Genomic DNA, 18,124 nt, shown 5'->3' on the forward strand with positions numbered 1-18,124 from the left:
TAGCCAATGCCCGATAGTACGCGGCCTTGGAGGATATTTAAGTGTTTGCAAGTCAAGCTTGTTTAGATCGAAAGCGGGGTACGGAAAAATAGCGCTTTTGCATTTTATAAAATTATTTGCCGGGAGCGCGACCACCCCAACGGAAAGCTAGATATTACGCACTTTGGGGATGGTATACGATCCATTATACAGCCTGGCCTACCCTATTCTAAACACTTTGAAAAAATAATTTTTTAAAGTGATATTGCGATGTGCATACCAAAACATCGTACGACAGGTACCATTAGCTTCGAGCCTTGCGTCATGGGGACTGCAAGCCTGTTTAAGCCGCTCACCAAGCGATCCTGTAGGGCGTGTGCGGCTATGGGTTGTTCGCTTGGTACGACGCATCCCAAGATGCCGAGATGACGATACCAAACAAGAGTAACATTTAGTATTTGAGAAGTTTTATGACGGTAACAAACAAGAAAACCAGTAAGAGACATGCCAGCCATAGGCAAACAGCCCTTTTTCGAGAGTTTTTTACGTATTCAACGTCGCGCTTATATTCCTGATCATTTTGCAAAATCCTCTCCCTATCACTTTTAGATAGCAAATCATCAAATCTTGATTTGAATGCATCATAAATGGATTCGAACCGATTGAGTTCTGCCTCAGCTTCCTTATATGCGTAAATCAATGTCCCGATTGAAAGCGTGATAAACATTATAAAGATGACATAAATACCATCGCTAAAAACTACGTCCGTCGACGCCTTGGACATTGAGCGGATGATAAACGTCGTAATCACGAAGGAATAGACAGAAAATATAGATGTTCTTAGGTATGTACCTATTGATTTCACCATTTCAGAAGCTTTTTCGGATTGCTTTTGGATCTGATCTGAAAGTTTATTTTTTATGTCGATGTATTGCTTTACATTATCCTTAAGATAGATGCTGTAATTGGATATAATTGCAGGCATGCCACCATCGCGTAACGCCCTAAAATCATTGCCATCAATGTGGATAGAAAGCAGGTTTCTTGCAATTCCAAGTTTGTCGGTGACGCTCCCATCCGTATACGCCCAAAGATAAATTTCATAATATGCGGTCGCAACATCTCCGTCTTTGAAACTGTCAAATTGAATCGTTCCAGTTACATGCCTGTAACCCTTTATGGTCGCTGTAAGGATCTTGCTATCCAGGGAGCTGACATCAGCCAAAAATATTATCGAAAAGATAAGTTTTAGCGTATTGAATAACTCACGAATCCCTAGATGTTCGAAAGCCGGGCTTAAATTAAAATCTTGTGGTATGAATTGATAGTTTTTGCTTTCATAGAATAGGCAGCACTTGTCACGTGCAACTAGCAGTTTTTCCTTGTTCGCTGTCTCTGGATTGGTAATATTGAAAAGGGTTTGTCCGGATGGGCGAAAAACAAAAAGTCCGGAGCTGAATGTGCTCGAAATTTCAGAAGACTCTATGATGTATGACCGTTCGGATAGGGCCCGCAGCTTCGTGGCCGATTGAGCGACCCCACCGGTTCGCCAGTACTGTTCAATCAGATCCAATGAGTAGATGGAGCATGTTCGCCCTGCAAACCCCTTTGTTATCGTTATGGTCAATATTCCGGTGATCGTGCTCTCTTCGTCAATCTGTAGTTTTAGACGGTCGCAGAAAGCCTCGATGCTAGCATTGTCGTGTCTAACCAAGCTGTCTACTTGATCACTATCTGAATAAGCGAGTGAAACAACAAAGCTGTCTCGTAGATATATGCAAGAGAGTGACCGCGCCAAGGCTTCCCGATTTATGCCCAGTTCGCCAACGCGAAACTTCTCTATAACTGTGGTATTAGTTTCTTCCGTGTGAAGATGAACTATTGACCTAGCCAGTGATTCAATTATGCTTTTGAATATCATCATGGCCGTCACCTTTATTGAATGCGGCGTAACCTTCGTCGGAGTAGATTTTTAGATACTTTCGGCCGTCGTCATCGCCGGTATCAAAGGTCTTATCAAAATCAGAAATCTCCCCTGTAATTCTTAGATCTAGATTCTGACCAAGACGAATCTGCCGTTTGATTTTGTTGCTTATTACATCCGGTGCGATTGAAAAGTGCGAGTCGAAATTTTTCTTTTTTGGTAGTTCTTTTGCTTCGACCACAAGCCCGGCCATGTCTAAATCTGGATCATGGGCGGGGTAACCGCTCATGATGTCGTCAATCATTTGATCAAAGATGCAGTCTGGCCGTGTGGTGAAATAGCTTACAAACGCATTACGTAACGTCCAATAATCGCTTGGCGACTTTTTCTCAACCTTTGTTTTGAGCAAACCTTCAATAGCTTTGAACGCCCTGAGGGTGTTCTGCTGTGGGTTGGAAAGCGATTCGAGATTTAGGAATCCGCCCCACCAGTACTCAGTAAGCGAACTGTTACTGTCGCTGATTACGACAGTTGGGTCGACCTTGCCTGCAACGATTGAAAACGTCGCACATTTCTGAGCTCTTTGTTTTTCCGGCAAGCCGGACGTACGTTGAAGTGTCAGCTCATCAAGGTATCCTGCGTGGTCAATCTTGACCAAGATCACGCATTCCTCTTCACCTAGCTGGAAATGTGCGCAAAGAAGGCTACCTTCCCTCAACTCGTTCAAACCTGCAATTTTCTTTTGGGCCACGATCTCACATTGAAGTAGTCGTTCTGTCAGCGCGAGTGCTTCTACTTTGAATGTCGTACTAGCCAACACCTCTATTGTAGATTTCGAATCAAAACCAGTAGCACAGAACTGAAATCTTTGGCTGCGTGGAATGTTCACCACGCTTCTGATGACACCTGTCAGATAAGTTTTGATGTCCTTTTCATTCGTACGATAGAACGGAGAGCCAAGGACTTGGCCTTTACAGTCAACTTTCTGAACCACGGCATTGAAGATCGTTAAGGGTTCTGACGTATCGCCCACAGTCCCCACCCCTTCAATTCCATCAACCAGCTCTGCGGCTTCCTGCGTTGCACTGATGTCATTCATTCTATTGCACTCGATACTGGCAAACCGCTAGTTTATCTTGCCTTGAACGATTTGCATCAGTGTACTGAGCTTTCGCGACACTGTGAATACATACAGTATTTTTTTAAATATGGATGTCTGAATTTTACCCCTGCAATTCTCCAAAAGCTCACCATGATGCTTAAGGTCGCCACAAGGTGGATCCCACACGATGAATAATCACAAGACTCATCACAGAAGGCCTTGGAAAGTCGCCAGAGATGAGATTCCGCGATGACATGGATGGGCTGGGCGAGCCGGTATACACGGCTCAGAGGGGGGACTAGAAGGGCTGAGAAGGACTTAAATAGTAGTACAAATGAGTAGTACAACCCGAAAACAAAAAACCCCGTAAATCATTGATTTACGGGGTTTTTATTTGTATGGCGGAGAGATAGGGATTCGAACCCTAGGTACCGGTGAAGGTACAACGGATTTCGAATCCGTCCCATTCGGCCACTCTGGCATCTCTCCAACGGCGCGCATCATAACAACACTTTTGCCGGAAGCGAACCCCCTAAGCGAAATTTTTCCGTGCTATCAGATGCTTGCGTCGATTAAAGCGGTACGCCCAGACGATTGGCGACTTCTTCGTAGGCTTCGATGACGTCACCGAGGCCCTGACGGAAGCGGTCCTTGTCCATTTTTTTGCCGGTGGCCTTGTCCCACAGACGGCAGCCGTCCGGGCTGAATTCGTCGCCCAGGACGATGGAGCCGTCGGAGAACACGCCGAATTCCAGTTTGAAGTCGACCAGCAGCAGGCCGGCGTCGTCGAACAGTTTGCTCAGGACTTCGTTGACCTTGAGCGACAGTTCTTTCATGCGAACCAGTTGCTCGGCGGTGCCCCAACCGAATGCCACGACGTGGGATTCGTTGATGAACGGGTCGCCCTTGGCGTCGTCCTTCAGAAACAGTTCGAAGGTGTAAGGGTTGAGCTTCATGCCTTCTTCGACGCCCAGACGCTTGACCAGGCTGCCGGCGGCGTAGTTACGCACGACGCACTCGACCGGGATCATGTCGAGCTTCTTCACCAGACATTCATTGTCACCCAGCAGTTTGTCGAATTGGGTCGGCACGCCGGCTGCTTCGAGTTTCTGCATGATGAAGGCGTTGAACTTGTTGTTCACCATGCCTTTGCGGTCGAGCTGCTCGATGCGCTTGCCGTCGAACGCCGAAGTGTCGTTGCGAAACAGCAGGATCAAGCGGTCAGCGTCGTCGGTCTTGAAAACCGATTTGGCTTTGCCGCGGTAGAGTTCTTCACGTTTTTCCATGATGGGCTCCGCTTGCTAAGTAGGTGGGCTAGGCGATGTGTCGCCAGTCGAGCCCTGAATCTTGATCGGCCAGTTGCAGCCAGTCCGGGTCGCACCCGAGGGTGTCGACAAAACATTGCCGGGCCAGCTGCGGCAGGTTGTTCTTGCTGCTCAGATGGGCCAGGACCAGGTGTTGCAGGCCTTGCCAGCCCAACTCGGACACCAGGAATGCCGCCTGATGGTTGTTCAAATGCCCCAGTTCACCGCCTACCCGTTGCTTGAGAAAGTACGGGTAGTGACCGCGAGCCAGCATGTCACGGCAATGGTTGGACTCGATCATCAACGCATCGAGATCCCGATAGCCGTCCAGCACCTTGTTGCAATACGAGCCCAGGTCGGTCAACAGGCCGAAACGCCGCTCACCGTCACTGAAGACGTATTGCGTCGGCTCCTGTGCATCATGGGCCACGGCAATGACGCCGATGCTCAGTGCGCCGATCTGCAGTTGCTCGCCGCCGGCCAGAAGGCCAGCCGGTTCAATTGGTTTGCGCATCCCGCGCAGGGTGCCGCGACTGAGGTAGACAGGCAGATTGTAGCGCCGAGACAGTAAACCCACGCCATGCACGTGGTCGGCATGTTCGTGGGTCACGAGTATCGCGCTCAGCTGCGCAGGGTTCACACCCAGGCGCAGCAGGCGTTTTTCGGTTTCCCGCAGGGAGAAACCACAATCCACCAGCACATACGTGTCAGCGCTGGCTATCAGCGTGCCGTTCCCTTGGCTACCGCTGCCGAGAACGGCAAAACGCATGTGATCAGCCCAGGTTGTCCTGAATCACGCTCAATACCTTGCGCGCCACATCTGCCGGCGCCACGGTGTTGATGTTTTTCTCGACGGTGACCTGGACGTTGTCGCCAACCTTGCTCAGGCGAACCTGATAACGCTCGGCACGGGCTTCAACTGCTTCCTTGTCCGGCTTGCTGCCGAACAGACCACTGAAGAAACCTGGCTTCTCGTCCTTCTTCTCGGCTTTTTCGGCCAGGTTGATGTAGTACAGACCCAGGCTGCGGTTGATGTCTTCAACGCGCCATTCGCCCTGTTCCAACGCACGACCGACGCTCGACCAGGCACGATCCAGGTCGGTGCCGACGTTCAGGACAGGGTTACCGCTGCCGTCTTCGCTCAGACTGACACGACCTGGCGTATCGGAGTCACGCGAAGCCAGCATGGAGACTGAACCGCCCTTCTCCGAGGTGCGGCTCATGCTCGCGAGCATGTCGTCGACCAGTGCCGCGTCCAGACCGGTGTTGACCGAACGGTTGGTGAAGGCCACGTCGGAGGTGCTACCGGCAGGACGCTCGGCGCTGACCACGTAGACTTCACTGGTGTTGCGCTGCACGCCTGGCTCGATGCGGACCCGCACGCGGGTTTCGCTGTCGGCGCCGACACCGGCTGCGCTCAGGCGCTTGGCCATCGCGGCGGACAGTTCGTCGGAATGCTGCCAGGTGGTGGTGAATTCGCCGGTTTGCGGACGCTGTTCGTCCAGACGGAAACCGTTGTCCTGGAAGAACTGCACGGCCACTGGCCAGACTTCGGCCGGCGGGTTCTGGGCGACGATCCAACGCGAATCACCGGTCTTTTGCAGGGAGTAGGCGCTGGCGTCTGCCGCTGCCGACAACGGCTGCGGGCGAGGAACGATGTACTCGCCCTTGACGGTGTCATCGGCCACGTTGCGCGGGATCGGCAACAGCGGATCCAGACGTTTGGCGGTGCTGACATCCGACGGCAATTGCATGGGTGCAGTCTGTTGCGCTTCCAGGTAATCGCTACCGCGGTCACGGAAATAACCTTCCGGGCCCCAGACCCATCCGCAGCCACTGGTGCTGGAGATGATCAAGGCAAGTGCGGAAAGTCCGGCCAATCGCTTCATGCGTAGTACTTCCTCAATTAAACCAGGACGCCGGACTGGCGCATGGCCTGCCGCAGCGGTTCGTGACAGGCAGCACTGAGCCAGGTGAGCGGCAGACGGATACCGTCCGGCATCAAGCCCATTTCATGCAGTGCCCATTTCACGGGGATAGGGTTGGATTCGATAAACAGGGTTTTATTGAGCGGCATCAGCTTTTCGTGAATCGCGCGGGCCGTCACGGCGTCGCCTTTCAGTGCAGCGTTGCACAGGTCGGCCATGTCGCGCGGGGCGACGTTGGCGGTGACCGAGATGTTGCCCTTGCCGCCAAGCAGGATCAGTTCGACTGCGGTGGCATCGTCACCGGAGATCACCAGGAAGTCTTTGCTCACGCCGTCGATGATGGCCTTGGCACGGGCCAGGTCGCCGGTGGCTTCCTTGATGCCAATGATGTTTTTCACGGTCGATAGGCGGATCACGGTTTCGGCCAGCATGTCGCACGCCGTACGGCCGGGCACGTTATAAAGGATCTGCGGGATGTCGACGGCTTCGGCGATGGCCTTGAAGTGCTGGTACAAGCCTTCCTGGGTCGGCTTGTTGTAATACGGCGTCACCAGCAGGCAAGCATCGGCACCAGCGGTCTTCGCATTGGTGGTCAGCTCGATGGCTTCGCGCGTCGAGTTGGCGCCGGTACCGGCGATCACCGGAATGCGCCCTGCAACCTGCTTCACCACGTAACGAATCACTTCGATGTGCTCGTTCACGTCAAGGGTGGCCGATTCACCTGTGGTGCCGACCGCCACGATGGCGTGGGTGCCGTTTTGCAGGTGAAAGTCCACCAGTTTGCTCAGGCTGTCCCAGTCGAGACGACCTTGTGCATCCATGGGTGTGACCAGTGCCACCATACTGCCCGCAATCATGCAACCGCTCCTGCCGGAAAAAGAGAGCGGTAATGGTACTGGCGCCAAGATGCTTGTACAAGCGAAGTACTGCGCTGCTGCCATTCCCCTTGGCGCTGCTTTTCGCTACCCTTCAGACTTTGATCGGTACTGATAAGCTCGTACGCCGGGTTCCAGCCTCCATTTTCGGCATCACAAGCCCCGATCCAGCGTTGCCACCCCTCGCTCTTGCCACTCTGGAGCACGTTGCAACCTTGCGGCTCGGGTTTTTTGAATTCGCATCCGCAGGCTCGCTCCCGGTAAAAAAAGCCCGTAGAAGTATCGACCGCTCATCGCTTTAGGAATGCTGCATGTCCACCCCCACAGTTCGCGAACAATTCCTTGTCATCAGTGCCCTCGGCGCCAACCCCATGGAGCTGACTAACGTCCTGTGCCGCGCCAGCCATGAAAACCGCTGCGCCGTGGTCACCTCTCGCCTGACGCGTCATGGCGAGTGCAGTGCGTTGATCCTCGAGATCTCCGGCAGCTGGGACGCCTTGGCGCGCCTTGAAGGCAGCCTGCCGAGCCTCGCCAAGAAGCACGCCTTTACGGTCAACGTGGTGCGCAGCGCGGCGCTGGAGAATCGTCCTCAGGCCCTGCCATACGTCGCCTATGTCAGCTCGGCTTACCGCTCGGACATCATCAACGAGCTGTGCCAGTTCTTCATGGACCACAACGTCGAGCTCGAAAGCCTGACCTGCGACACCTATCAGGCTCCGCAAACCGGCGGCACCATGCTCAATGCCACGTTTACCGTGACCTTGCCGGCCGGTGTGCAAATCAGCTGGCTGCGCGATCAGTTCCTGGATTTCGCCGACGCGCTGAACCTGGATGCCCTGATCGAACCGTGGCGCCCACAAAACCCAATGTAAGGAAGCTTTCATGGCCGTTGCCATCGACCAACCGGTTGCCGACTTCGAAGCACCCGCCACCAGCGGGCAGACCGTCAGCCTCGCGAGCCTCAAAGGCAAGCAGGTGGTGATTTACTTCTATCCGAAGGACAGCACGCCAGGCTGCACCACTCAGGGTCAGGGCTTTCGTGACCAGCTCGACGCCTTTAAAGCCGCCAATACCGAAGTCTTTGGTGTGTCCCGCGACAGCCTTAAATCACACGAAAACTTCAAGGCCAAGCAGGCGTTCACCTTCGAGCTGATCAGCGACAAGGAAGAAGCGCTCTGCCAGCAGTTCGACGTGATCAAGCTGAAAAAGCACTATGGCAAAGAATATATGGGCGTTGATCGCAGCACGTTCCTGATCGACAAGGAAGGTGTGCTGCGTCAGGAATGGCGTGGTGTGAAGGTGCCGGGGCATGTGGATGCGGTGTTGGCTGCAGCTCAAGCGCTGAACAAGGCCTGATCGTTGAATGCTGTGGGAGCCCGCTCGCTCCCGCAGACCGCTTACAACAGCGGTGCCACCACCGGCTCTTTGCGCGGCCACGCGTCCAGTACGGCCTTGAACAGGGTTGCCAGCGGAATCGCAAAGAACACGCCCCAAAAACCCCACAGCCCTCCAAACAACAACACCGCGCAGATGATCGCCACCGGATGCAGATTGACCGCTTCCGAGAACAGCAGCGGCACCAACACGTTGCCGTCCAGCGTCTGGATGATCCCGTAGACCGCCATCAAATAGATGAACTGATCGCTCCAGCCCCACTGGAACAGCGCAATCAGCATGACCGGCACGGTCACCACCACAGCGCCGACGTAAGGCACTACCACCGACACGCCCACCAGTAATGCCAGCAGCGCCGCGTAGTTGAGGCCCAGAACAACGAAACCGATGTAGGTCACACCACCGCAAATGAAAATCTCGATGACCTTGCCGCGAATGTAATTGGCGATCTGCCGGTTCATCTCATGGGCGACTCGGGTGATCAGCGCCCGCTCACGGGGCAGGTAACCACGCACCCACCGACCGATCATCTCCCGGTCCTTGAGAAAGAAAAACACCAGGATCGGCACCAGCACCAGGTAGATCATGATGTTCACCAGCAGCGGCAGACTCGACAGCGAGAACGTCAGCGCCCACTGACCGAACTTGCCAATCTCGCCCCGCGCCACATCGATGGCCTGCAGCACCTGCTCGTCGGATACCAGATGCGGGTAGCGTTCGGGCAGCAGCAATAACAGCGACTGCCATTTGGCGAGCATGCCGGGTAACTCGTTGAACAACGTAATTAACTGATGCCAAAGCAACGGCACCACAACCACGATGAACACCAGCAATAGCCCCATGAACAACGCAAAGACCAACCCCACCGCCACCCCGCCCGGCATGCGCAGGCGTTCGAGCGTGACGACCAACCCTTGCATCAGATACGCCAGCACCATCCCGGCCAGCACTGGCGCAAGCATGCCGCCCAGCGTTAGCACGGCGGTAAACGCCAGAAACAGCAGGACCGCCAACACAACGGCCTCTTCATCGGAGAAGTAGCGCTGAATCCAGTCGCGTAACACTTTGAACATCAATAATCCTTAGAAACGAACGCAGCAGAATTCAGGCTTTTTTCAACCAGTAGCGGTAAACACCCGCTTCATCTTCTTCACGAAGCAGCGTATGACCGGCCAATCGGGCAAAGGTGCGAAAATCGCGCTGCGAGCCCGCATCGGTGGCAATTACCTTCAGCACTGCGCCGCTGGCCAGTCGATTGAGTTCCAGCTTGGCCTTGAGCAACGGCAAGGGGCAATTCAGGCCGCTGGCGTCGAGCTCGGCGTCATGGGCTACAGCGTCGGTCATTGCATCACTCCGGTTCAGGTGGTTGAGCGGCTAGAATATCTGGTCCCAAGCGTAGTGTCCGGCTACAGTAAGGTCTTTGTCGACTAAGGCTTTGTGCATGACTTTTTTGCGCCCTACCCTGCTGACGCTCGCTTGCTTGCTCGCCTCACCGGGCTTCGCCGACGACCTGCCGTCACTCGGCGACGCCAGTTCTGCCATCGTCTCGCCGCAACAGGAACATCAGTTGGGCCGTGCCTGGCTGGCGCTGTTGCGCAGCCAGGTTTCGCAGCTCAACGATCCACAGCTCAAGGACTACGTCGAATCCAGCGTCTACAGGCTGGTAGAGACCAGCCAGGTCAATGACCGGCGCCTGGAGTTCATCCTGATCAACAGCCCGCAACTCAACGCCTTCGCCGCACCGGGCGGTATTGTCGGGGTCAACGGCGGCTTGTTCCTCAATGCCCAGACCGAAGGCGAATACGCCTCCGTACTCGCTCACGAATTGGCTCACTTGTCGCAGCGCCACTTCGCCCGTGGCGTCGAAGCCCAACAGCGCATGCAGGTGCCGATGATGGCCGCGCTGCTGGCCGGGATCGTGATTGCCGCAGCCGGCGCCGGCGATGCCGGGATCGCGGCCATTGCGGGCACGCAGGCGGCAGCCGTTCAGGAACAACGGCGCTTCTCTCGCCAGAACGAACAGGAAGCAGACCGCATCGGCATCCTCAATCTGGAAAAGGCCGGTTACGACCCGCGCTCGATGCCGACCATGTTCGAGCGATTGGCGCGCCAGTACCGCTTCGACGCCAAGCCACCGGAATTTCTGCTGACTCACCCGGTGACCGAGTCGCGGATCGCTGACACGCGCAACCGCGCCGAACAGGCAAAACCCGGCGGCATCGAAGACACTATGCGTTATCAGCTGATTCGTGCACGGGTCCAGTTGATCTATGAAGAAACCCCTGGCCTGGGCGCCAAACGCTTTCGCGCCCAGCTTGATGAAAACCCGAAAAATGATGTCGCTCGCTATGGCCTGGCCATCGCCCAGATCAAGGGCGGCCAGCTGAATGAAGCACGGGAAAACCTCAAGTTGCTGCTGGCCAAGTCGCCGAACGAGATCATCTACAACCTGGCACAGGTCGATCTGGACATCACCAACAATCGTCTGCCGGACGCCCAGTCCCGAGTTGACCGAATGTTGACGCAATATCCTGGCAACTATCCGCTGAATTCGGTGCGTGTTGATCTGCTGCTCAAGCAGAACCGTGCGCCCGACGCGGAAAAAGCACTGGAGAATCTGCTCAAGAGCCGTCCGGACGATCCGGACGTCTGGTACATGGTGGCCGAGACTCGCGGTCTGTCAGGCAACATTATTGGCCTGCATCAGGCCCGCGCCGAGTATTTCGCCCTGGTCGGGGATTACCGTCAGGCTATTCAGCAATTGGATTTCGCCAAGCGCAAGGCAGGTACCAATTTCCCGCTGTCGTCGCGGATCGACGCACGGCAACGTGAGCTGATGGAGGAAGAGCGCATGATCAAGGACATGATGGGCTGACGCTCGTCAGAAAAATTTCAGGCATAAAAAAACCGCCTCTTTCGAGGCGGTTTTTTATTCAGCCAACTACCGGATTATTCGGCCAGTTTGAAGGTGATGAAGCTGGCGCGTCCTTGACGCAGAACCCGCATCGACACCGAGCGGTTTTTCGGCAGCGCCTTGGCGATGTCCGTGAACTCCTTGGTGGAACCGATTGCCTGATTATTCAGGTGAGTGATCACATCGCCTGGCTGCAGACCAATCAGAGAAGCAGGACCGTCCTGGACTTCCTTGATCACGACGCCGCCTTTGAGGTCGTAGGTTTTCTTCTGTTCATCAGTCAACTCGACTACGGAAACACCCAGCCGGTTGCTGCTGCGCTCAGTGGTAGATTTCGGCAACGCATCCAGCTCTTTGCCTTCTTCCGGGATAGCGCCGACTGTCAACTCGACATTCTTGCGCTTACCTTCACGAATCACTTCCAGATCAGCTTTCGAGCCGGCCTTCAGCGCGCCCACCAGGTGTGGCAGATCGGCGGACATGACGATCGGTTGGCCGTTCATGCTCAGGATCACGTCACCTACTTGCAGGCCACCCTTGGCAGCCGGGCCGTCATCCTGGATCTGAGCCACCAGCGCACCGGCTGGCTTATCCAGACCGAACGACTCGGCCAGGTCCTTGTTCACTTCCTGAATCACCACACCCAACCAGCCACGGCTGACTTTGCCGCCGCTTTTGAGCTGATTGGAAACGTCCATCGCGACATCGATAGGGATCGCGAACGACACGCCCATGAAGCCGCCGGAACGGGTGTAGATCTGCGAGTTGATGCCGACCACTTCACCGGCCAGGTTGAACAGCGGACCACCCGAGTTACCCGGGTTGATCGGCACGTCGGTCTGGATGAACGGCACATAGTTTTCGTTCGGCAGGCTGCGACCAATGGCGCTGACGATACCTTGGGTCACGGTATGGTCGAAGCCGAATGGCGAGCCAATCGCCACGACCCACTGGCCGGCTTTCAGATCCTGGGATTTGCCCAGTTTCAGGACCGGCAGATCCTTGCCTTCGATTTTCAAAAGCGCCACGTCGGAACGTGGATCGGTACCGATCAGCTTGGCCTTCAATTCGCTGCGGTCGGCGAGACGAACGAGAATTTCGTCGGCATCGGCAATCACATGGTTATTGGTCAGGATGTAGCCATCAGGCGAAATGATGAAGCCCGAACCCAAGGATTGGGCTTCACGCTGACGATCACCGCGAGGCGTACGCGGCTGTGGCATGCCGCGTTCGAAGAACTCGCGCAGCATTGGCGGCAAGCCTTCAAGGTCAGGCATCTGCTCGCTCGACACTTTGCGGTCCGGCAGTTTCTGCGTGGTACTGATGTTTACCACCGCGGGCGAGGCCTGCTCGACCAACTGAGTAAAGTCAGGCAACTCGGCCGCCTGAACTGCGACCGCCTGACCAAGCACCAGCACGGTGGCAAAAATAGAGAGATAAGATTTCAAGCGTGGTATCGACATACGGCTCCCGTTACGACGAGCATGGTTAAGCGATATGGAGCAAGGAACACCGGGAACGATACGCCGGTATTTTTGTTCCGGGAACAAAAAACAAGGCCAGAGCCGAGAGGCTCTGACCTATAGAAAAAATCGGGAATATTTGCAAGTTGAAATGCTCACCAAACATTTCGATTTCAGCTCACTACTTGGTTGCAGTGGCATCGCTGCGCATGGATAGCGCAATCCGTTCGGCGGTGCCAATCGGAATCTCACCGACCACGGTCACCATCATCTCGCCTTGCGGGGTAGTCAAGCGTCGGGAAACTGCAACGGTCGGCCCCAACTGGGTACGAGTGTCAGTAATTGTTGCGCCATTCAACGGCTCAAGGAAAACCGAGAAACGGGCCAGACCATCGTCATACATCAGACTGTTGACTTGGGTTTTGGTCTCTGGATCCTTGCGGGAGGTACTGCTGGTCAGCTCGAAACCAGGTGGTAACCAGTCCGAACGCCATACTTGCGCTGCCTTGATTGCAGACGCCTTGTCACTGCCCAGGGCAACAGTTTTGCAATCGGCGCCAGGCTGCAAGTCGCTGTCGGACGGAATGTCGGCGGTATCCAGTTGCGTGAACTGGAATCGCTCCAACAACTGCCCTCGCTCATTCAGAAGCAATGATTTGAGAGGCAGGCCGGTTTCTTTATCCAGATGCAATTCAAAACCGTAGCGGTGTTGATCGCGAGGCGTCAGTGAAACGATCACCGCCGCACGCCCGGCCACACGCGACTTGCCAATGACGGCAAGGTCATACCAATTCTTTAGCTTTTGTGGATCGAGTGCACGAACAGAGGAGCTGGGGGAATCTCCAAGCCCTGCTATCAGAATGCCGCTGACGCATTGAGTACGCCCATCAATGCGCACGACTTCCTGTGCCGAGCCGTCGAGCTGGAGTAACCGCTCGCGGACCTTGCCATCCTGGACGCGGTGCCAGATGTTATGGGTAGAAAAACTACCGTTACGCTCGTAGACGAATGTACCGTGAAAGCTTTGCTGTTGCTCGGCTTGGCCCAGACGGGTCAACCAGTCCTGGGCTTCATCAGCATGGGCTGGAACAACAAACCAGCCACCGAGCAGAAGCGTAAGTAGAGGGATGGCGCGCATGATCCTCCTTAACGGTTTTCCAGACTTGCTGCACGAGCGTAAGGCAGAGCGCTCTCAGTACCTTTCAGTGCAGCCTGTTGAGCATGTTGGCGCAAGTAGCCTGGCAGACGCTGATCGTGCCAGCCTGGCTGACCTTGCAATACGCCGTTGGCCATAGGGCCAGTGGCTTCCGAACTCTCATTGTAGCCTGCTAATACAGCTGGACCCTTGACCTGAGGAACGGCCAGACCTGGTTGACTGGATTGTTGAGCCAGTTCGACCCCGGCGATCTCGTCCTGGTTATACAGACGAACACCTGCCAGTACGGCGAGGGTTACCGAAGCAGCGACCGCCAGACGACCCAGGCTGCGCCATGGACCACGGGAGGCTTTTGCAGGTACAGCTTCGTCAGCCAGCGCAGCAGAGACTGCCGCAGCGATATCCAGACGAGGAAGCAGCAAATCCTTGTGCATAACTGCCCGAGCGATTTGATAACGAGCCCAGGTATCACGGGTTTCAACATCGTCAAAGGCATTCAATACCCGACGCAATTCCAATTCGTCCGCTTCGTTATCCATCACTGCGGACAGCGATTCCTGCAGGGCTTCACGACTCATGGCGTTCCTCTCTTGGCTGTCGCCGCTGTCTCAGTTTTCCTGCAACAACGGCTGCAGGGCTTTATCGATGGCTTCCCGAGCGCGGAAAATCCGGGAGCGCACGGTACCCACCGGACACTGCATGACGGCCGCAATGTCCTCGTAACTCAGACCATCGAATTCACGTAAAGTTAAAGCCGTACGCAAATCTTCTGGCAGTTGCTGAATGGTTCGATGGACGGTGCCTTCGATCTCATCCCGCAGCAATGCACGCTCTGGCGACTCGAGATCCTTGAGGCCATGATCGCCATCGTAGAACTCTGCATCCTCGGAACTGACATCGCTATCCGGCGGCCGACGGCCGCGTGAAACCAGATAGTTTTTCGCCGTGTTGATGGCGATGCGGTAAAGCCACGTATAAAACGCGCTGTCCCCGCGAAAATTTCCAAGTGCACGGTACGCCTTGATAAAGGCTTCCTGCGCCACATCCTGGGCTTCATGGGTGTCGTGCACGAAACGCACGATCAACCCGAGAATTTTGTGCTGGTATTTCAGCACTAGCAGATCGAAAGCTCGCTTGTCGCCGCGCTGAACGCGCTCGACCAGCTGCTGATCCTCTTCCTGGGTTAGCATGAACACTCCTCGATAAGCTCGGAGGAGGCTTGCATAACTAAACGACCAGACTTGCAAACATAGACTCGGGCTTTTCGCAAAAGTTCTCCCCCTCAAGCAAGTTTCCTGCGGGCTCTGATTTGGCACGCACGAAAAGCGCAGCGCGGGTCAACCCGGCTGCGCGAATAATCTTGTCATCGGATTCGCTGGCAAGGATCAAATCACAGATCCCGCGCTGAAGCCGACACTGTCCCTTGAATCAGGCAACGGTCTATTGATGTTGGGCCTCTGGCAAAAGTTCCAAATATTTATAGCTGCGCAAGACCGACATTGTGCAACCGCGAATAGAAAAAGACTGTTAAATCGTTGATACAGTCGTCTTGTCGCCGAACCGGCCGAAAAACCATCCGACGAAGCGTCAGGTATTTTCCGTCACAGTAGTTTCACAATGCCATGTGTGCTCGCTATTGTGCCGCTCCCCCCCTCTATATACTAGTGGGCTGTGTGGCTGTCTTGACTCGCCGATCCAGGTGTCTTGCGCCAACCCCGACCCGGGTCGCTTTGAGCGGAATCCTGAAATGAGCCAACAGTTTCAACACGATGTTCTGGTAATTGGCAGCGGTGCTGCCGGCTTGAGCCTTGCGCTGACCTTGCCCGGTCATTTGCGCATCGCCGTATTGAGCAAAGGCGACCTCGCCAATGGCTCGACTTTCTGGGCCCAGGGTGGCGTCGCTGCCGTCCTGGATGACACCGACACCGTTGAATCACATGTCGATGACACCCTCAATGCTGGCGGCGGCCTGTGCCACGAAGACGCCGTGCGCTTTACCGTCGAGCACAGTAAAGAGGCGATTCAATGGCTGATCGACCAAGGTGTGCCCTTCACGCGCGATGAACAGTCCGGCGCCGAAGATGGCGGATTCGAGTTCCACCTGACCCGCGAAGGCGGTCACAGCCATCGGCGCATCATCCATGCCGCCGATGCCACGGGCGCAGCGATTTTCAGAACCTTGCTCGACAAGGCCAGGCAACGACCGAACATCGAACTGCTGGAGCAGCGGGTCGCGGTCGACCTGATCACCGAAAAGCGCTTGGGCCTTGAAGGTGATCGCTGCCTCGGCGCCTACGTCCTCAATCGCGGGACCGGTGAAGTCGACACCTACGGCGCTCGCTTTGTGATCCTCGCATCGGGCGGCGCAGCAAAAGTCTATCTCTATACCAGCAACCCCGATGGCGCCTGCGGTGATGGCATTGCCATGGCCTGGCGTTCGGGCTGCCGGGTGGCGAATCTGGAGTTCAACCAGTTCCACCCCACTTGCCTGTATCACCCGCAAGCCAAGAGTTTCCTGATCACTGAAGCCCTACGCGGCGAAGGCGCACACCTGAAGCTGCCCAACGGCGAACGCTTCATGCAACGCTTCGACCCTCGCGCCGAGCTGGCCCCGCGCGACATCGTCGCCCGGGCCATCGACCATGAAATGAAGCGCCTGGGCGTCGATTGTGTCTATCTGGACATCAGCCACAAGCCGGAAGCGTTCATCAAGACTCACTTCCCGACGGTGTACGAACGCTGCCTCGAATTCTCCATCGACATCACCAAGCAACCGATTCCAGTGGTTCCCGCGGCGCACTACACGTGCGGTGGCGTGATGGTCGACCAGCAGGGTCGCACCGACGTGCCGGGGCTATATGCCATTGGCGAAACCAGCTTCACCGGCCTGCACGGTGCCAACCGCATGGCCAGCAACTCGTTACTCGAGTGTTTCGTTTACGCGCGTTCCGCGGCGGCCGACATTCTTGAGCAACTGCCGCAGGTTTCGCTTCCGATCGCCCTGCCCGTCTGGGATGCGAGCCAGGTCACCGACTCCGATGAGGACGTGATCATTGCGCACAACTGGGACGAGCTGCGGCGATTCATGTGGGACTACGTCGGTATTGTGCGCACCAACAAGCGCTTGCAACGGGCACAGCACCGCGTGCGTCTGTTGCTGGATGAAATCGACGAGTTCTACAGCAACTACAAGGTCAGTCGGGATTTGATCGAACTGCGTAACCTTGCCCAAGTGGCCGAGCTGATGATCCAGTCAGCCATGGAACGCAAGGAGAGTCGCGGCCTGCATTACACCCTCGACTATCCGAACATGCTGCCGGTTGCCCTGGACACTATTCTGGTGCCGCCCACCTACGTCGACTGAACGTGAGCCGAACCCGCAGGCGCCGGTGCAGTTCCGCCGCCTGCGAGTCGCGGGGAACACAAACCGCCCTGACCCGCCACTCACCCCGCAAACGAAAACGCAGCACAACGAGCAAAGGTAGCGCCAGGCTGTCCGGTCGTAGCTGCACCGATTGCCAACCTTCCTCCTGATTCCACAACTGCCAGCCATCGGCATTTCGACGCAAGCCGCGAAATGCCCTTGGGTGCGTCAGCAGAATCTGTCGCGGTAACGCCCAAGCGCCGTGAGCCAGACAGCAAAAAGCGCCGAGCAGACAAGCCCAGACCGGAATAGAGAGAAGGAACAGCGAGCCCAGCGCGAACAGCTGGGCCAGAAAATACGCCGCCAGCAATTGCCGTGAGGCATGCCAGCGGCATTCGAACGCATTACTTGGGCTGGACACGATCCAGGATCATGCGAACCATGCGTTGAAGCTCCGGATCTTCCGATTCGGCGCGCTCCATGAACCAGCCGAACATGTCCTGATCTTCGCATTCGAGCAGCTTGCGGTAGCAATCGCGGTCGACATCATTAAGGTGCGGATAGACCTCTTTGACGAACGGTACCAGCAACACGTCAAGTTCAAGCATGCCGCGGCGGCTGTGCCAGTAGAGGCGATTCAGTTCAACATCTTCGACCATGGAGCGCTCCTCAAATAGGCGGCAAGTATACAGCCCCAGACAGAGTCGAACACTCGGCTTT

General features: G+C 55.7%; 18 protein-coding genes and 1 tRNA gene. 4 read left to right on the forward strand and 15 right to left on the reverse strand.

Going from position 1 to position 18,124, the window contains the following annotated elements; genetic code table 11:
- Positions 1-430 precede the first annotated feature (430 nt).
- The 7 genes from FQ187_RS07370 to dapA all read right to left on the reverse strand — a co-directional run bounded on the left by FQ187_RS07370 (position 431) and on the right by dapA (position 7,094).
- A complete protein-coding gene (locus tag FQ187_RS07370) occupies positions 431-1,903 on the reverse strand; it encodes a hypothetical protein (RefSeq protein ID WP_149628958.1) in 1,473 nt (490 codons plus the stop codon).
- Positions 1,878-3,002, reverse strand: coding sequence for a nucleoid-associated protein (locus FQ187_RS07375; protein ID WP_149628959.1), 1,125 nt, complete (start codon positions 3,000-3,002; stop codon positions 1,878-1,880). The genes FQ187_RS07370 and FQ187_RS07375 overlap by 26 nt, the downstream gene beginning before the upstream one ends.
- A 402-nt stretch (positions 3,003-3,404) precedes the next feature.
- A tRNA-Ser gene (locus FQ187_RS07380) sits at positions 3,405-3,494 on the reverse strand.
- Between the two features lie 83 nt (positions 3,495-3,577).
- A complete protein-coding gene (gene purC / locus FQ187_RS07385; protein WP_008034929.1) occupies positions 3,578-4,291 on the reverse strand; it encodes a phosphoribosylaminoimidazolesuccinocarboxamide synthase in 714 nt (237 codons plus the stop codon).
- A gap of 28 nt (positions 4,292-4,319) precedes the next feature.
- Entirely contained in the window at positions 4,320-5,078 is a 759-nt protein-coding gene (locus FQ187_RS07390; protein WP_008153089.1) for an MBL fold metallo-hydrolase, read from the reverse strand.
- 4 nt (positions 5,079-5,082) lie between these two features.
- Entirely contained in the window at positions 5,083-6,198 is a 1,116-nt protein-coding gene (gene bamC, locus FQ187_RS07395) for an outer membrane protein assembly factor BamC (RefSeq protein WP_149628960.1), read from the reverse strand.
- Positions 6,199-6,215: 17 nt separating this feature from the next.
- Positions 6,216-7,094, reverse strand: coding sequence for a 4-hydroxy-tetrahydrodipicolinate synthase (dapA, locus tag FQ187_RS07400; protein WP_149628961.1), 879 nt, complete (start codon positions 7,092-7,094; stop codon positions 6,216-6,218).
- A 329-nt stretch (positions 7,095-7,423) separates the two neighbouring features.
- On the opposite strand from dapA, the gene FQ187_RS07410 reads away from it, so the two are divergent.
- Both FQ187_RS07410 and FQ187_RS07415 read left to right on the forward strand, forming a co-directional pair.
- Positions 7,424-7,984, forward strand: a complete 561-nt coding sequence (locus FQ187_RS07410) for a glycine cleavage system protein R (RefSeq protein WP_149628962.1) — start codon at positions 7,424-7,426, stop codon at positions 7,982-7,984.
- A gap of 10 nt (positions 7,985-7,994) precedes the next feature.
- Positions 7,995-8,468, forward strand: a complete 474-nt coding sequence (locus tag FQ187_RS07415) for a peroxiredoxin (RefSeq protein ID WP_149628963.1) — start codon at positions 7,995-7,997, stop codon at positions 8,466-8,468.
- Between the two features lie 41 nt (positions 8,469-8,509).
- Here FQ187_RS07415 and FQ187_RS07420 read toward each other — a convergent pair whose 3' ends face one another.
- Together FQ187_RS07420 and FQ187_RS07425 are read right to left on the reverse strand one after the other, a co-directional pair.
- Entirely contained in the window at positions 8,510-9,580 is a 1,071-nt protein-coding gene (locus FQ187_RS07420; protein ID WP_149628964.1) for an AI-2E family transporter, read from the reverse strand.
- Positions 9,581-9,611: 31 nt separating this feature from the next.
- Positions 9,612-9,851, reverse strand: a complete 240-nt coding sequence (locus FQ187_RS07425) for a sulfurtransferase TusA family protein (RefSeq protein ID WP_020300476.1) — start codon at positions 9,849-9,851, stop codon at positions 9,612-9,614.
- Between the two features lie 97 nt (positions 9,852-9,948).
- On the opposite strand from FQ187_RS07425, the gene FQ187_RS07430 reads away from it, so the two are divergent.
- Positions 9,949-11,382, forward strand: a complete 1,434-nt coding sequence (locus FQ187_RS07430; protein ID WP_046055716.1) for a M48 family metalloprotease — start codon at positions 9,949-9,951, stop codon at positions 11,380-11,382.
- 74 nt (positions 11,383-11,456) lie between these two features.
- Here the strand turns inward: FQ187_RS07430 and FQ187_RS07435 are convergent, their stop codons facing one another.
- From FQ187_RS07435 to rpoE, 4 genes are all read right to left on the reverse strand, one after another.
- Entirely contained in the window at positions 11,457-12,884 is a 1,428-nt protein-coding gene (locus FQ187_RS07435) for a DegQ family serine endoprotease (protein WP_149628965.1), read from the reverse strand.
- Between the two features lie 181 nt (positions 12,885-13,065).
- The gene (locus FQ187_RS07445; RefSeq protein ID WP_149628967.1) at positions 13,066-14,022 is read right to left on the reverse strand and encodes a MucB/RseB C-terminal domain-containing protein; all 957 of its coding nucleotides are present in this window, start codon (positions 14,020-14,022) and stop codon (positions 13,066-13,068) included.
- An 8-nt stretch (positions 14,023-14,030) separates the two neighbouring features.
- Positions 14,031-14,618 (reverse strand): sigma-E factor negative regulatory protein, encoded by a 588-nt coding sequence (locus FQ187_RS07450; RefSeq protein ID WP_033054066.1) that lies wholly within the window; start codon positions 14,616-14,618, stop codon positions 14,031-14,033.
- Positions 14,619-14,648: 30 nt separating this feature from the next.
- Positions 14,649-15,230 carry an RNA polymerase sigma factor RpoE gene (gene rpoE, locus FQ187_RS07455; RefSeq protein WP_007944079.1) on the reverse strand — a complete coding sequence of 194 codons (582 nt, stop codon included), beginning with the start codon at positions 15,228-15,230 and terminating at the stop codon, positions 14,649-14,651.
- 557 nt (positions 15,231-15,787) lie between these two features.
- Between rpoE and nadB the strand changes: the two genes are divergently transcribed.
- Complete coding sequence (nadB, locus tag FQ187_RS07460) at positions 15,788-17,404, forward strand: L-aspartate oxidase (protein WP_149628968.1); 1,617 nt, start codon at positions 15,788-15,790, stop codon at positions 17,402-17,404.
- On the opposite strand, the gene FQ187_RS07465 is transcribed toward nadB, so the two are convergent.
- Both FQ187_RS07465 and FQ187_RS07470 read right to left on the reverse strand, forming a co-directional pair.
- The gene (locus tag FQ187_RS07465; protein ID WP_149628969.1) at positions 17,373-17,825 is read right to left on the reverse strand and encodes a protein YgfX; all 453 of its coding nucleotides are present in this window, start codon (positions 17,823-17,825) and stop codon (positions 17,373-17,375) included. The genes nadB and FQ187_RS07465 overlap by 32 nt on opposite strands.
- Positions 17,809-18,063, reverse strand: a complete 255-nt coding sequence (locus FQ187_RS07470) for a succinate dehydrogenase assembly factor 2 (RefSeq protein WP_007944081.1) — start codon at positions 18,061-18,063, stop codon at positions 17,809-17,811. Before FQ187_RS07470 ends, FQ187_RS07465 begins: the two co-directional genes overlap by 17 nt.
- Between the last annotated feature and the right edge of the window lie 61 nt (positions 18,064-18,124).

It is taken from the genome of Pseudomonas sp. ANT_J28 (assembly GCF_008370005.1).
Taxonomy (GTDB): Bacteria; Pseudomonadota; Gammaproteobacteria; order Pseudomonadales; family Pseudomonadaceae; genus Aquipseudomonas; species Aquipseudomonas frigoris.

Bases quoted from the DNA above. Each gene is read 5' to 3' on its own strand.
- bamC (WP_149628960.1), bottom strand. From the start codon at position 6,198: ATGAAGCGATTGGCCGGACTTTCCGCACTTGCCTTGATCATCTCCAGC.
- FQ187_RS07470 (WP_007944081.1), bottom strand. From the start codon at position 18,063: ATGGTCGAAGATGTTGAACTGAATCGCCTCTACTGGCACAGCCGCCGC.
- purC (WP_008034929.1), bottom strand. From the start codon at position 4,291: ATGGAAAAACGTGAAGAACTCTACCGCGGCAAAGCCAAATCGGTTTTC.
- FQ187_RS07390 (WP_008153089.1), bottom strand. From the start codon at position 5,078: ATGCGTTTTGCCGTTCTCGGCAGCGGTAGCCAAGGGAACGGCACGCTG.
- FQ187_RS07375 (WP_149628959.1), bottom strand. From the start codon at position 3,002: ATGAATGACATCAGTGCAACGCAGGAAGCCGCAGAGCTGGTTGATGGA.
- dapA (WP_149628961.1), bottom strand. From the start codon at position 7,094: ATGATTGCGGGCAGTATGGTGGCACTGGTCACACCCATGGATGCACAA.
- FQ187_RS07430 (WP_046055716.1), top strand. From the start codon at position 9,949: ATGACTTTTTTGCGCCCTACCCTGCTGACGCTCGCTTGCTTGCTCGCC.
- FQ187_RS07445 (WP_149628967.1), bottom strand. From the start codon at position 14,022: ATGCGCGCCATCCCTCTACTTACGCTTCTGCTCGGTGGCTGGTTTGTT.
- FQ187_RS07450 (WP_033054066.1), bottom strand. From the start codon at position 14,618: ATGAGTCGTGAAGCCCTGCAGGAATCGCTGTCCGCAGTGATGGATAAC.
- nadB (WP_149628968.1), top strand. From the start codon at position 15,788: ATGAGCCAACAGTTTCAACACGATGTTCTGGTAATTGGCAGCGGTGCT.
- FQ187_RS07415 (WP_149628963.1), top strand. From the start codon at position 7,995: ATGGCCGTTGCCATCGACCAACCGGTTGCCGACTTCGAAGCACCCGCC.
- FQ187_RS07410 (WP_149628962.1), top strand. From the start codon at position 7,424: ATGTCCACCCCCACAGTTCGCGAACAATTCCTTGTCATCAGTGCCCTC.
- FQ187_RS07420 (WP_149628964.1), bottom strand. From the start codon at position 9,580: ATGTTCAAAGTGTTACGCGACTGGATTCAGCGCTACTTCTCCGATGAA.
- FQ187_RS07425 (WP_020300476.1), bottom strand. From the start codon at position 9,851: ATGACCGACGCTGTAGCCCATGACGCCGAGCTCGACGCCAGCGGCCTG.
- FQ187_RS07370 (WP_149628958.1), bottom strand. From the start codon at position 1,903: ATGATGATATTCAAAAGCATAATTGAATCACTGGCTAGGTCAATAGTT.
- FQ187_RS07435 (WP_149628965.1), bottom strand. From the start codon at position 12,884: ATGTCGATACCACGCTTGAAATCTTATCTCTCTATTTTTGCCACCGTG.
- rpoE (WP_007944079.1), bottom strand. From the start codon at position 15,230: ATGCTAACCCAGGAAGAGGATCAGCAGCTGGTCGAGCGCGTTCAGCGC.